At 63.3% G+C, this 13,374-nt stretch carries 12 protein-coding genes; 8 read left to right on the plus strand and 4 right to left on the minus strand.

Annotated features, from left to right (window positions below; translation table 11 throughout):
* The first annotated feature begins 236 nt into the window (after window positions 1–236).
* The 6 genes from OVA00_RS15485 (at window position 237) to OVA00_RS15510 (ending at window position 6,811) form a co-directional block, all read left to right on the plus strand.
* Window positions 237–1,025, plus strand: coding sequence for a FadR/GntR family transcriptional regulator (locus OVA00_RS15485; RefSeq protein ID WP_268089289.1), 789 nt, complete (start codon window positions 237–239; stop codon window positions 1,023–1,025).
* Window positions 1,026–1,338: 313 nt separating this feature from the next.
* Complete coding sequence (locus OVA00_RS15490) at window positions 1,339–1,845, plus strand: NUDIX hydrolase (protein ID WP_218684921.1); 507 nt, start codon at window positions 1,339–1,341, stop codon at window positions 1,843–1,845.
* Between the two features lie 137 nt (window positions 1,846–1,982).
* Entirely contained in the window at window positions 1,983–3,488 is a 1,506-nt protein-coding gene (locus tag OVA00_RS15495) for an inorganic phosphate transporter (protein ID WP_268090338.1), read from the plus strand.
* A gap of 11 nt (window positions 3,489–3,499) precedes the next feature.
* Window positions 3,500–4,237: a 16S rRNA (uracil(1498)-N(3))-methyltransferase gene (locus OVA00_RS15500; protein ID WP_268089290.1), complete on the plus strand. Its 738-nt coding sequence runs from the start codon at window positions 3,500–3,502 to the stop codon at window positions 4,235–4,237.
* A 243-nt stretch (window positions 4,238–4,480) separates the two neighbouring features.
* Window positions 4,481–5,854, plus strand: a complete 1,374-nt coding sequence (locus tag OVA00_RS15505) for a glutamate--cysteine ligase (protein WP_268089291.1) — start codon at window positions 4,481–4,483, stop codon at window positions 5,852–5,854.
* Window positions 5,855–5,980: 126 nt separating this feature from the next.
* Window positions 5,981–6,811, plus strand: a complete 831-nt coding sequence (locus OVA00_RS15510; protein WP_268089292.1) for a DUF937 domain-containing protein — start codon at window positions 5,981–5,983, stop codon at window positions 6,809–6,811.
* Between the two features lie 299 nt (window positions 6,812–7,110).
* Here the strand turns inward: OVA00_RS15510 and OVA00_RS15515 are convergent, their stop codons facing one another.
* Window positions 7,111–7,407 (minus strand): DUF1127 domain-containing protein, encoded by a 297-nt coding sequence (locus OVA00_RS15515; protein WP_034800920.1) that lies wholly within the window; start codon window positions 7,405–7,407, stop codon window positions 7,111–7,113.
* 207 nt (window positions 7,408–7,614) lie between these two features.
* Between OVA00_RS15515 and OVA00_RS15520 the strand changes: the two genes are divergently transcribed.
* On the plus strand, window positions 7,615–8,565 hold the full coding sequence (locus OVA00_RS15520; RefSeq protein WP_034800917.1) for a LysR substrate-binding domain-containing protein: 951 nt from the start codon (window positions 7,615–7,617) through the stop codon (window positions 8,563–8,565).
* A 91-nt stretch (window positions 8,566–8,656) separates the two neighbouring features.
* On the opposite strand, the gene katA is transcribed toward OVA00_RS15520, so the two are convergent.
* Window positions 8,657–10,141 (minus strand): catalase KatA, encoded by a 1,485-nt coding sequence (katA, locus tag OVA00_RS15525; RefSeq protein ID WP_090294900.1) that lies wholly within the window; start codon window positions 10,139–10,141, stop codon window positions 8,657–8,659.
* A 183-nt stretch (window positions 10,142–10,324) separates the two neighbouring features.
* Between katA and OVA00_RS15530 the strand changes: the two genes are divergently transcribed.
* Window positions 10,325–11,236 carry a hydrogen peroxide-inducible genes activator gene (locus tag OVA00_RS15530; RefSeq protein ID WP_060602049.1) on the plus strand — a complete coding sequence of 304 codons (912 nt, stop codon included), beginning with the start codon at window positions 10,325–10,327 and terminating at the stop codon, window positions 11,234–11,236.
* Window positions 11,237–11,248: 12 nt separating this feature from the next.
* Here OVA00_RS15530 and OVA00_RS15535 read toward each other — a convergent pair whose 3' ends face one another.
* A complete protein-coding gene (locus tag OVA00_RS15535) occupies window positions 11,249–12,124 on the minus strand; it encodes a dienelactone hydrolase family protein (protein ID WP_034800909.1) in 876 nt (291 codons plus the stop codon).
* Between the two features lie 149 nt (window positions 12,125–12,273).
* On the minus strand, window positions 12,274–13,302 hold the full coding sequence (adhP, locus tag OVA00_RS15540) for an alcohol dehydrogenase AdhP (RefSeq protein WP_060602043.1): 1,029 nt from the start codon (window positions 13,300–13,302) through the stop codon (window positions 12,274–12,276).
* Window positions 13,303–13,374: the final 72 nt, after the last annotated feature.

Consider the following 13,374-nt stretch of genomic DNA (forward strand, 5'->3'; position numbering starts at 1 on the left):
AAGAGCAAAAGAACAAAGGACGCATTGCCGCAGTTTGACTTTTGTCAGTCGCATCCAATCGGACGCACCCAAGTGGACAATCAAATTGACCACTTTGCGCGACCTGCCTAGATTGCGGCGCTGACAGGAAGCGGCGCTGAGCATCGACGCTCCTTTCGCCCTTGCCGCATGCAAACCGACCACATTCGCGATTTCGGGCAAACCCGGCTGAAATCCGCGTGATCTGGAGACCAGACGTGACCGAAGACCAGATCGACCTTTTCGCCCGTATCAGCCATAGCCGCACGGCGGACGAGGTCGTGCAGCAGATCGAGCTTTTGATCCTCGAAGGCGTATTGCGCGACGGCGACCGTCTGCCCGGCGAGCGGGAACTCTCCAAGCGCTTCGACGTGTCGCGGCCGATCCTGCGCGAGGCGCTGAAGGAACTCGAAGGGCGTGGCCTGGTCGAAAGCCGCCACGGCGGTGGCACCTTCGTCGCCGACGTCGTCGGGCAGATCTTCTCCAGGCCGCTGATCGACCTCATTGCGCGCCATCACAAGGCAACCCAGGATTACCTCGAATACCGGCGCGAGCTTGAGGGGCTGACAGCGGAACTCGCCGCCACCCGCGCGACGGATTACGACCGGGACATCCTGACACGGATCATCGAGCGCATGCGCAGAGCGCACGGCGCCGGCGATTTTGACGCCGAACTCGAAGCTGATATCGAACTGCATCAGGCGATCGGCGAAAGCGCCCACAACATCATTCTCCTGCACACGCTGCGCGCCTGCTACCGGCTGCTCCAGCAGGGCATATTCTTCCATCGCAATTCGGTCTTCGATGCGCCGGGGGCGCGCGACCGGCTTCTTGTGCAGCACGAAGCGATCTACGAGGCGATCATGGCAAGGGATCCGGTGAAGGCGAAAGCCGCCTCGCAGAGCCATATCGACTTCGTCGCCGCCGCCACCCGCGAGGCGGAACGCACCGGAGAATGGAACCGCATCGCCCGACTGCGCATGCAGCAGCGCGACCGCGCGAACTGACAGATCGGGCCCGCGCCCGACCCCCGGCTCTACCCTGCAGCCGCCTCTCCGGTCGGAATCAATCGCCCTTGCGATCTCGAACCGTTCCACCCCGAAACCAATCGTGATCCGACGACAACGTATGGCTGTCGGTCGGTTTGCAAATATGCCGCGAAAACACCATATCCTGTCGTATCCGGACCACAGTTCTGCGCAAAGCAAACCGCATATCCGGCTGCCGAATGCCCGCGACATTTACACGCTGCAGGACGCTGCCATACTGGCCGGCAAAGCAATTAAAGCCACTGATTCGCCGAGAGGAGCACAGACGACCTTGAACTTCTTGAACAGGCTCGCATCGGATGTCCAATTGATGCTGCGTCGACCGGCGCGCATGCAGTATGCCGCGCTCTGCTATCGGATCCGCAAGAAGACCAAGGCCCTCGAAATCCTCCTGATCACCAGCCGCGATACCGGCCGCTGGGTCATTCCCAAGGGATGGCCGATGCAGGGCAAGCGCGCCCATGAAGTGGCCGAGCGCGAAGCCTACGAGGAAGCCGGCGTCAAGGGGCATGTGCAGAAGGCGACCGCCGGCTACTATCTCTACCAGAAGCGCATGGATCACGGGCTGAAGATTTCGGTCAAGGTGCAGGTGCACGCGTTGGAAGTCGACGATCTCTGCAAGCACTTCCCCGAGGAAGGGCGCCGACAGCTCGAATGGGTCGACTACAAGGAAGCGGCCTTACGGGTTGCCGAACCGTCTCTGAAAGATCTCATCCTTGCCTTCGGTGAACGCATGGGGAGCGCGTCGAGCCCGATGCCGAAGGCTGTGAACGGCTAGCCTTTTCAAGCATTCCAAGAGCATTCGACGCCGCCAGACGCGGGTTCCCGGCCTGCGCCATACGGATGTCCATCAAATCCACTTGAATGCGTGTCGCTGTGGCCTTAGTGGCCGTCGTGACAATGGAGTTCCAGGTAGTGGCACAGCCGCGCATACGCCTCGCAAAACAAACGATCGACAAAGACCTCGACAAGCTCAGCCTTGCCGAAGAGGCGTCGCAACATGTCAAGCGCAGCCTTGCGGCACCTGCGCTCGCCGGGCTGTTCCTGCTCTTGAGCATGGCCTTCGCCGCGAGCTTCGTGACGAGCTCCGCCAGCGCGCCGATCATCATCGCGGCAGCTGCCATTGCCGGCTACATGGCCATGAACATCGGCGCGAACGACGTGACCAACAACGTTGGCGCCGCAGTCGGCGCCAAGGCGATGTCAATGGCGACGGCGCTCACCATCGCCGCGATATTCGAGATCGCCGGGGCGCTGCTTGCCGGCCGGCAGGTCGCGCTGACGATAGAGGCGGGCATCGTCTATGGCGAAGACGTGCTTGGACCACAGGCAATCGTCTGGATCATGATGTCGGCACTCGCTTCCGCGGCGGCCTGGATCAACATCGCCACCTATTCCGGGGCACCGGTCTCGACCACGCACTCGATCATCGGCGGCATCGTCGGCGCCGGCATCGCGGCGGCCGGCTTCTCGAGCGTGCAATGGTGGTCGCTCGCCGGCATCACGCTCAGTTGGTCGGTCTCGCCGCTACTCGGCGGCGCCATCGCCGCAGCCCTCCTCGCTTTCCTCAAGGAATTCATCATCTACCGCGAGGACAAGATCGCCGCGGCCAGGCGATGGATGCCGGTCATCCTTGGCGTCACCGCCGGCTGCTTCATGGCCTATCTCGCGGTGATCGCACTGGTTCAGGTGGCCGCGATCACCATGCCCGTGGGTCTTGCTGCCGGCGGCGTCGCCGGTTTTGCGGTCTATCTGCAGGCAAAGCCCTGGATCGCCAGCCAATCGGAAGGGCTCGAAAACCGCAACCAGTCGCTGCGCCGACTCTTCCGCCTGCCTTTGATCGTAGCGGCGGCACTGCTTTCCTTCGCTCACGGCGCCAACGACGTCTCCAACGCCATCGGTCCCTTGGCTGCGATCGTCTCGGCGCTCGACGGCGTCATCACGACGGACAAATCACCGGCGCCCCTGTGGGAACTTGCGATCGGCGCGCTCGGCATCTCGATCGGTCTGCTGCTCTACGGCCCGAAGCTCATCCGAGTCGTCGGCCAGGAGATCACCAAGCTCAATCCGATGCGCGCTTTCTGTGTGGCACTGGCCACCGCGGTCACCGTGCTGCTGGCATCGGCGCTCGGCCTGCCCATCAGCTCGACGCACACGGCCGTCGGCGCCGTCTTCGGCGTCGGCTTCTTCCGCGAATGGTACATCCGCAATTCCAAGCGGCGGCTCGAATATGTCCGGCAAAAAACGGGACAGGCGGATTTCATGGAATCGGCGGAAACCAACATTGCCGAGGTGCGGCGCCGGCATCTCGTCCGTCGCTCGCATTTCCTCACCATTATCGGCGCCTGGGTTATCACCGTCCCGGCCTCTGCCGCCCTGTCGGCCGTACTTTATTTCATCCTCTCCGGCATTTTCACCTGAAGGCCTCCTCAATGCGCGCCAATTTTCGCATGCAGCGACTGTTCGTCGAACACCCCTTGAGTGCCGGCTCGGCGCACGAAGCGTCCAAGGAACAGTTCAACTACCTGGTGAACGTGCTGCGTTACGAAGAAGGCGCCTCGATCCTCGTCTTCAACGGGCGCGACGGCGAGTGGCGGGCCGAGCTTTCCTTCGCCAGCAAGAAGCGCTTGGTGCTGACGCCCGTCGAGCAGACGCGCCCCCAGCCGGCGCCTTGCGATCTCGTCTATCTCTTTGCCCCGCTCAAGGTCGGGCGGCTCGACTATCTCGCGCAGAAGGCCGTCGAAATGGGCGCCGGCACTTTGCAGCCGGTCATGACGCAACATGTGCAGGGCAAGCTTGGCAACATCGAGCGGGTTCGCGCCAACGTCATCGAGGCGGCCGAACAATGCGGCGTACTCGGCATTCCCGATGTCGAGGAACCACGCCGGCTCGAAGACCTGCTTGCCACCTGGCAGAGCGACCGGCGCATCATTTTCTGCGACGAAGGCAGCGACAGCCAGAATCCGTTGCCGATCCTAGCCGGCATCAAGGAAAAGAAGCTCGCGCTGTTGATCGGCCCGGAAGGCGGCTTCTCGGAAGCCGAGCGCACGCTGCTGCACAGCCTCGATTTCGTCACCGCCATTCCGCTCGGGCCCCGCATCCTCAGGGCCGACACAGCAGCCGTCGCCGCCATGGCGGTCATCCAGGCAACTGTCGGCGACTGGCGATAGCCGGTCGTTCCCGGGCAAATCGGACACCGCTCGCTCCCCTAGAAGGGGACGATCTCTCCGGCAAGGCAGGATTGGGTCACCAGTACCCATTTCCGCGGTGCTTGCTCCAGAGCAAGAAAATGTCCTACTTTTTTTGATGAGATCTTGAAAGAAATTGACTTGCACCGCACCTGATTACGGTTCAAGCAGCCTCCATCAACTCCCGCTAACCTGCGGGAGCCGCCCAAACAAAAGAAGACGCTCATGGCCCGAGATACCACCGACCAGACGCCGGTAACCTCTGTTGCTGACCTGACCGCCTACCTGGCAGAAGGTTCGAAACCGGAGGAGCGGTTCCGGATCGGCACGGAGCACGAAAAGTTCGCCTTCTTTAAGGCGGACAACAGCCCCGTCCCCTATTTCGGCGAGGCCAGCATCCAGGCGCTTCTGAACGGGATGGCGGCGAAAAGCGGCTGGGAACCGATCATCGACGAAGGCAACATCATCGGCCTTGCCGAACAGTCGGGCAATGGCGCGATCTCGCTGGAACCGGGTGGACAGTTCGAACTTTCCGGCGCGCCGCTCGAAAACCTGCACCAGACCTGCAAGGAATCGAACCAGCATCTGGCGGTGCTGCGCGAAGTCGCCGAGCCGCTCGGCATCCGCTTCCTCGGCATCGGCGGCAGCCCCAAGTGGACCTTTGATGAGACCCCGCGCATGCCGAAATCGCGCTACGGCATCATGAGCCGCTACATGCCGAAGGTCGGCACCCAGGGCCTCGACATGATGTATCGCACCTGCACGATCCAGGTGAACCTGGACTTCTCCTCGGAAGAGGACATGCGCCGCAAGATGCAGGTGTCCTTGAAGCTGCAGCCGCTCTCGACCGCGCTGTTTGCAAGCTCGCCCTTTACCGACGGCAAGCCGAACGGGCTTCTCTCCTGGCGCGGCGACATCTGGCGCGACACCGACAACCAGCGCGCCGGCCTGCTGCCGTCCGCCTTCCGTCCCGATTTCGGTTTTGCCGACTACGTGGAGTGGGCGCTCGACGTGCCGATGTACTTCGTCGTGCGCGACGGCCACTACCACGATTGCACCCACATCACCTTCCGCCAGTTCATGGGCGGCGCACTCAAGGGCGAGGTCGCCGACTGGCAGCCGAACATGGGCGACTGGACCAACCATCTCTCGACGCTGTTCCCCGACGTGCGCCTGAAGCGCTTCCTCGAAATGCGCGGCGCCGATGGCGGCCCGTGGCGGCGGATCTGCGCGCTGCCGGCCTTCTGGGTCGGCCTGCTCTACGACCGCGAGGCGCTCGACGCCGCCGAGACACTGACGCGCGACTGGACCTTCGAAGAGGTGAGTGCCATGCGCAACGCCGTGCCGGCTCAGGCGCTTGCCGCCAAGTTCCGCACCGGCACGCTTTACGACGTTGCCCGCGAGGTCATCTCCATTTCGCGCGGCGGTCTGAAGCGCCGCAACAGGCTGAACGGCGATGGTATCGACGAAAGCCAGTTCCTGGCGCCGCTCGACGAGGTGCTGGCCAAGAAGGCAACGCTCGCGGAAGACCTTTTGGCGCTCTACAATGGCCGCTGGAACGGCTCCGTAGACCCGGTCTTTGCCGAGTACCAGTATTAAGGCCCGGACAGGGGCGCGGCGCTCGTCGCGGCCCTCTCAAAAAGCGGTTCCCAGTCCCTGATTTCCCGTTATAGTGCAAGGATATGCGTCGCTTAGAGCGCCGCGCGTCCATAAAGGGGAACTGGGATGGCACCGCTTTTCGACATGTTCGCGCAGGCGCAGAACGGCAAGGCCATCGAGCTGATGGCGCAACAGTTCGGCATCGCCCAGGAGCAGATGACGAAGGCGACGGCGGCGCTGCTGCCGGCCTTCTCGGCGGCCTTCAAGCGCAACACCGCCAACCCCTACGACTTCGGCGCCTTGCTGACGGCGCTCGGCAGCGGCAACTACGCCAAATACTTCGAAGACATGAGCCAGGCCTTCACGCCGCAGGGCATGGCCGACGGCAACGGCGTTCTCGGGCAACTGTTCGGCTCGAAGGAAATGTCGCGCGCGATCGCCGCGCAGGCGGCCCAGGTCACCGGCGTCAGCCAGGAGATCTACAAGCAGATGCTGCCTGTGATGGCCGATACGCTGATGGGCGGGCTGTTCAAGCAGACAACCGGGCAATTTGCCGCCGCAAGCGATGCCTTTGCCAACAACCCGATGGCGACCGCGATGCGGCAATGGATGGAAGCGGCCGGTTTCGCCAAGAAGCCGGAACCGCAGCCGAACCCGTTCGACAACCCCTTCACCCAGGCGATGCAGGGCTTCTTCGGCATGGCCCCGAAGAAGGAAGAGAAGCCGAAGACAGCTGACGTCTTTGCCGACAACCCCTTCGTCAAGGCGTTTCAGGACATGATGCAGGCGGGTGCCGCCGGCGCGCAGAAGCCGGCAGCCGACAATCCGGCGCTGGCCCAATTCTCCCAGGTCATGAACAGCATGTTCGACACCGGGCTGGAGATGCAGAAAGAATACCAGAAGAACGTCGAGGCGCTGTTCGACCTTTACAAGATCGGCCCCGGCACGAAGAGCTGAGGCCAAGCCTCCCCGTCAGCACATCCCGCGCCTCCATCGGACGGCAATCGCCTGCAAGTGCGGGCGTCAGCGCGTTGTTTCGAACAGCTTCGGAAAGAAAAAGGCCCGGTGCATGTCTTGGTCATGCACCGGGCCAAGCGGCAGGGTCTATTGGCTCTACCCTGCGGGGAACGTTTGGGCGCGCGACCGTTGAGGTCAGCGGCACCGAATTTCGCAGCATGACCCGCGGCGGCGGCAGGCTTTCGCGGATCATGCTCGACTGGCACATCTCAAGCGGCGGGATGCGCCATTGGGGACGATCAGTCGTGGCGGGCCCCTTTGTAGAAGAGGCTCGCCCGGTTTCGCGACGCGCGTGTCAGGTAACTCGCCGGATTGTCGAAGAAGGGCGAGGTAATCGCCTCGCGCACATCTTCGCGTTTCAGCCCCATGTCGAGGAGCTGGCGGTCATCCAGGTCGTTCAGACGGCCGATCGCATAGCGATTTCGGAGGAGCTGCCATACGGACGTTAGCATGCCTGTCACGCCGACGGCGCGGGAGGCATAGGACTGCGTTCCGGCAACGAGGTCGAGATCGAGGGCATGCTGTGTCGTGCGCATGACAATTTCTCCTTTCAGGCACGAAGAGGCCCATCCCCTGCGGGGAGATCAAACGCAAGGGCGGGCCAAAGAGTTTGGGATTCGCCGGCGAAATTGCCGGCCGGGGATCGATGAATTTGCTTCCGATAGATCGCAAATCCTTATTGATCAGTCCAACGAATGTTTTTAATGATATTCATCAAACAATCTTATGGATGCATTACGGCCATGTCCGCACCCCTTGATATCGATCAGCTCCAGACCTTTGTCGCGATCGCCGACACGGGCAGCTTCACCAAGGCGGCCGACCGGGTCTTCAAGACCCAATCCGCCGTTTCCATGCAGATGCGCCGCCTGGAAGAGCGCATCGGCAAGGCGCTGTTCATGAAGGACGGCCGCGGCAACCGGCTGACAGTCGAAGGCGACCGGCTGCTCAATTTCGCGCGCCGGATGATCCGCCTCAACAACGAGGCGATCGCTTCCTTCGACGACAATCGCCTCGAAGGCACGCTCCGGATCGGCACGCCCGACGACTATGCCGACCGCTACATGCCCGAGATCATCATGCGTTTTGCCAAGACGCATCCGAATGTCGAGCTTTACATCATCTGCGAGCCCTCCGTGGACCTCGCCGAGAAGATGGCCAAGGGCGACCTCGACATCGCGCTCGTCACGCACAATCCGCGTGCCCGCGCGTCGGACGTGGTGCGGACCGAACCGCTCTGCTGGGTGAGCTCGATCAACCACCCGCTGCCCGAGAACGCACCGATCCCGCTTGCTGTCGGCCGGCGCGACTGTCTGTGGCGCCAGGCGGCCTGCGCCGCGCTCGATGCGACGGGTCGGGAGTACCAGATCCTGTTCACCAGCTGGTCGTCGACGGTCGTCGCCGCCGCGGTGCTGGCCGGCATGGCCGTCTCTGTCCTGCCGGAATCGGCGCTTCGTCCCGGCATGAAGGTGCTGACGCTTGCGGACGGCTTCCCGGCCTTGGCGCCGGTGCAGATCGGCATCATGAAGCGTCCGGGCCTTTCGCCCTCGCTTTCGAACGCGATCAGCAACCACATCACCGCCTGCCTCGACAACATCACGCCGATCAGCGCCAACGACGACCTCGAGGCCGACATCAAGGGCTTCCCGCGTTATCCGCGCCTCCGGCAGAGCCATATGCTGCCGGGCTGGTAAGAGCTGCAGAAAGCGGAAAAGGCCACGCACCAAGCCGGTGCGTGGCCTTTTTTTGTCCAGAGATCAGCACGCGGCCGACTCGATACCGAGTCTATTCGGCTGCCGCGCCGACAGCGTCGGCTTCGTAGCCGTGGGCCGCGTGAAGGGCGGCGCGCACACCGGCCTCATAGTCCGGGTGGACGCGCTTGAAGTGCGCAAGCTGGCGCTCGACGATCGGCCCCGGCACGCCGCCCATCGCCGCGGCGATGTTGGAGAACAGGCGCGCCTTCTGGCCGGCATCGAAGAGGTTGAAGAGCGCACGCGGCTGGACGTAGTCGTCGTTGCCTTCGCGGTGGTCGTAGCGGGCCATGTCGCCGCTGATGCGTAGCGGCGGTTCCATCGCGGAGGGCTGCTCGACCGGGCCGTTGAACGAATTCGGCTCGTAATAGGCACTCGGATTGCCGGTCTGAATGCCGCCGAACGTGTTCATCTGGCCATCGCGGTGATAGTGATGCACCGGGCATTTCGGCCGGTTGACCGGAATGTGCTCGTAATGCGTTCCGAGCCGGTAGCGGTGGGCGTCGGCATAGGAGAACAACCGGGCCTGCAGCATCTTGTCCGGCGAAAAGCCGATGCCGGGCACGATGTTGGACGGCGAGAAGGCGGCGTTCTCGACCTCGGCGAAATAGTTCTCCGGGTTACGATTGAGCTCCAGCACGCCGACCTCGATCGGCGGATAGTCTGCATGCGGCCAGACCTTGGTGACGTCGTAGGGATCATAGGCCGTCTTCTCGGCTTCGAGCTCGGGCATGATCTGCACCTGCAGCGTCCAACGCGGATAGTTACCCTCTTCGATCGCGCCATAGAGCGCTTCCTGGTAGCTTTCGCGCGTCCGGCCGATCACGTCTGCCGCCTCGGCGTTGGTGTAGTGCTTGTGGCCGTGCTGGGTCTTGAAGTGGAACTTGACCCAATAGCGCTCGCCGGCGTCGTTCCAGAACGAGAAGGTGTGCGAGCCGTAGCCGTTCATGTGCAGCGGCGACACCGGACATCCGCGATCTGACATCAGGATCGTGACCTGATGCAGGCTTTCCGGCGACAGCGACCAGAAATCCCACATCGCGGTCGCCGAACGCAGGTTGGTCTTCGGGTGGCGCTTCTGGGTGTGGATGAAGTCCGGGAACTTGTAAGCGTCGCGAACGAAGAAGATCGGCGTGTTGTTGCCGACGAGGTCCCAATTGCCCTCGGGCGTATAGAATTTCAGCGCGAAGCCGCGCACGTCGCGCTCGGCGTCGGCAGCACCCAGTTCACCGGCAACAGTCGAGAACCGCGCCAGCATCGGCGTCTCGGCGCCGGGCTGCAAAACCTTGGCCTTGGTGTATTTCGAGATGTCGCCGGTGATCTTCAGCGTGCCATAGGCGCCCCAACCCTTGGCGTGTACGGCGCGCTCGGGAATGCGCTCGCGGTTTTGATGCGACAGCTTCTCGATAAGCTGATAGTCCTGCATCATGACGCCGCCGCGCGGGCCGGCCGTCAGCGAATTCTGGTTGTCCGGCACCGGGGCTCCGGCACTCGTCGTCAATATGGGTCGATCAGACATCGCGTCCTCCTGTCAAAGGTTTCGCGTCCGGGTGGTCGCACAGGACCGACGGCAGCCGTGGCGACTGCCGGCCGCAAACTGCGCGGCGATCAAAGCCCGAACGCTCTGGCAAGAGGTTTTTCCCACGGCGCTTCGATAATCTCCAATTGCATAAAAATTAAAAATCGATAAGATTTTCCTATCATGCTTACACTCAGACAGATGCGCTATTTCGATGCGCTCGCCTCCGCTCGCCACTTCGGCAAGGCGGCCGAACTCGTCCATGTCAGCCAGCCGGCGCTCTCCGCCCAGATCATGGAAATGGAGAACCACTTGGGCGTGAAGCTGGTGGAGCGCAGCCGCAGCGGCGTTCTCTTGACCCGCAAGGGCGAAGAGGTTTTGGCCCGTACCCGCGCCATCCTCTCTGAGGTGGATCAGCTGGAGTTGAGCGCGCGCGCCAGTTCCGGCACGCTCGAAGGGCGGATCCGCATCGGCGTCATCCCGACGCTTGCCCCCTACCTCGTGCCGCGGCTGGTGCCGCACCTGCGCCAGGTCTACCCGGCAATCGAGATCGAACTGAAGGAATCGGTGACATCAAGACTGGTCGCCGATCTCGGCGAGGGCCTGCTCGACGCCGTCGTCGCCGCCTTGCCGATCGAGGCCGACGGACTTTCGACGAAGCCGCTCTTTTCCGACCGCTTCTACATGGCAATGGCGGACGACGAGCGAAACATCCTGATGTCGCCGCTGACTGAAGACCAGGTGGATGTCGAACAGTTGCTCCTGCTCGAAGAGGGCCATTGCCTGCGCGATCAGGCGCTCGCCGTCTGCAGCACGGCCGGCAAGCGCCGTCTCGTCTCGTTCGGCGCGACCTCGATGACGACGCTCCTGCAGATGGTCGCCAACGGCATGGGCATGACGCTCATCCCCGAGATCGCGATCGCGACCGAGGCGGCGCGCAACTCCATCCGCATCGTACCCTTCGCCGCGCCTGAACCGGCGCGCGAGATCGGGCTTATCTGGCGGCGCAGCAGCCCGCGCGAGCGCGACATGGAAGCGCTCGCAGCGGCGATCAGCGGCTGCGCCGACGATATTCTCCAGGCGGCAGCGGCCTGAGCGTAGCAGCGCTCAGGCGAGCTTGGCCTTCAGGAACTCGACCGTCCGGCTCCAGGCGAGATCGGCCGCGGCCTTGTCATACCGCGCTGCCGAGGTGTCGTTGTTGAAGGCGTGGTTGACGCCGTCATAGACATAGATCGTCGCGTCCTTGCCGTTGTCTTTCAGCGCCTTCTGATAGGCGTCGATGCCGGCATTGATGCGTTCGTCGAGGCCTGCATAGTGCAGCAGCAGCGCCGCCTTGATCTTCGGCACGTCCTCGGCCTTGGGCTGCGCACCATAATAGGCGACGCCAGCCTTCAGATCCGGGGATCCGACCGCGAGCCGGTTGACGAGACCGCCGCCCCAGCAGAAGCCGATGGCGCCGACCTTGCCGGTCGATTGCGCGTGTCCTTCCAGAAACGCCACGGTCGCCGCCGCATTCGCGGTCGTTGCCGCCGCATCGAGCGCACCGATCATTTCGCGCGCCTTGTCCTCGTCCGTCGGCGTGCCGCCCGCAGGCGACAGGAAATCCGGCGCCAGCGCCAGGAAGCCTTCGAGCGCCATGCGCCGCGCGACGTCGCGGATATGCGGGTTCAGCCCGCGGTTCTCATGGATGACGATGACCGCCGGCAGCTTGCCGCTCACCTCTGCCGGACGAACGAGATAGCCTTTCATATCGCCGGCAGCGCCGGGATAGGTGATGTCCTCGCCGGTCACCCGGGTGTCGTTTGCAGCCACGATCTCCGCCTTGGCACCATTGGCCGCCAGCAGCGGCGCGATCGCCGCGGCCGCAGCCGCGGAACCGGCGAGACCGGTGAGCTTTTCCATGAAGCGACGGCGATCGAGGGTCAGATGCGTGTACTCGTCATAGGCGTCGATCATCGCCTGCGTGATTTTCGGTTCCTGCATGCCAGCCTCCTTCGGTTCTTATCTCCCGCGGCGGCAGACAGAACCGCCCGCGACAGAATAGGTCGGCGGGCGGTCTGGAACATACAAACTTGCGTTACTGCCGCGTGTTTCCTTTCGCCCTCACAGGTCGAGGGTCCCACGCACACCGATCAGCCGTTGAGGTCGAGCACGATGCGACCGTCGATCTTGCCTTCCTCCATGCGCTTGAAGATGGCGTTGATGTTCTCGATCTTGTCCCAGGTGAAGTGCGAGGCGACCTTGCCTTCACCGGCGAACTCGAGCGATTCCTCCAGATCCTGCCGCGTCCCGACGATCGAGCCGCGGATGGTGATGCGCTTCAGAACCGTATCGAAGATTGGCAGGCACATCTGGCCGGGCGGCAGGCCGACCAGCGCCATGGTTCCCTTGGAGCGGAGCATGTTGAAGGCCTGCTCCATCGCCTTGGGCGCGACGGCCGTCACCAGGGCACCATGCACGCCCCCGGTCGCATCTCGCACCTGCTCGACCGCATCCTTGTCGCGCGCATCGACGACGAGGTCGGCACCGAGTTTTCGGGCAAGCTCCAGCTTGTCCGGGAAGATATCGACGGCGGCGACATGCATGCCCATGGCCTTGGCATATTGCACCGCCATGTGCCCGAGTCCGCCGATGCCCGAGATCAGCGCCCATTCGCCCGGACGCACTTCGGTTTCCTTCAAGCCCTTGTAGACGGTGACGCCGGCGCAAAGGATGGGGGCCGCGGGCCCGAATTCGAGCTTTGCCGGCAGGCGGCCGACGAAGTCAGGATCGGCGAGGCCGTATTGCGCAAACGTGCCGTTGACGGAATAACCGGTGTTCTGCTGGCTGCCGCAGAGCGTTTCCCATCCGGTGCGGCAAGGCGTGCAGCCGCCGCAGGCGGTGTGCAGCCACGGAACGCCGACGCGGTCGCCTTCCTTCAGCCGCGCAACGCCGCTGCCGAGCTTGGCGACATAGCCGACGCCTTCATGTCCGGGGATGAAGGGCGGCTTCGGCTTGACTGGCCAGTCGCCGTTGGCGGCGTGCAGGTCCGTGTGGCAGACGCCCGTCGCCTCGTATTTGATCAGCACCTGGCCGGGACCCGGCTCCGGTATCGGCACATCCTCGATTACCAGCGGCTTGCCGAATTCGCGCACCACGGCGGCTTTCATCGTTGCGGTCATCTCGTCCTCCGATGCGTTGTTGCCCAACGCCGGAGAGACTACGCGCAAAAGCGGCATCGGGTAATTGATACG

It is taken from the genome of Ensifer sp. SL37, assembly GCF_026672675.1.
Taxonomy (GTDB): Bacteria; Pseudomonadota; Alphaproteobacteria; order Rhizobiales; family Rhizobiaceae; genus Ensifer; species Ensifer adhaerens.